We start from the raw sequence: 274 nt of genomic DNA, 5'->3' as shown, positions 1-274 counted from the left end.
ATCAGACGCAGATCGAAACCTTCGCGGCGACGGACGCCGACATGGTCGCCGCCTTCACGGTCAACTATGCGGACGAAGCAATCGGGGTGATCCAGGCGGCGCAGGCGTGCGCGATGCCTGTCGCGATAGCGTTCACGCTGGAGACGGATGGACGGTTGCCGTCGGGTGACTCGCTGGCCGATGTGATCGCGCGCACCGATGCCGAGACTCATGACTACGCGGCTTACTTCATGATCAACTGCGCGCACCCGTCGCACTTCGCGTCGATGCTCGC

1 protein-coding gene is annotated in these 274 nt (G+C 63.9%); it reads left to right on the top strand.

The annotated features are described in order from the left end of the window. Nucleotides 1-274, top strand: a 274-nt coding sequence (locus SB753_RS37190; RefSeq protein WP_410805150.1) for a homocysteine S-methyltransferase family protein, incomplete at both ends; no start/stop codon positions are given.

Source organism: Paraburkholderia sp. SIMBA_053, assembly GCF_046534895.1.
Taxonomy (GTDB): domain Bacteria; phylum Pseudomonadota; class Gammaproteobacteria; order Burkholderiales; family Burkholderiaceae; genus Paraburkholderia; species Paraburkholderia caledonica.
Note: the sequence above shows the minus strand (reverse complement) of the source record. Positions and strands in the feature narration are given on the sequence as shown.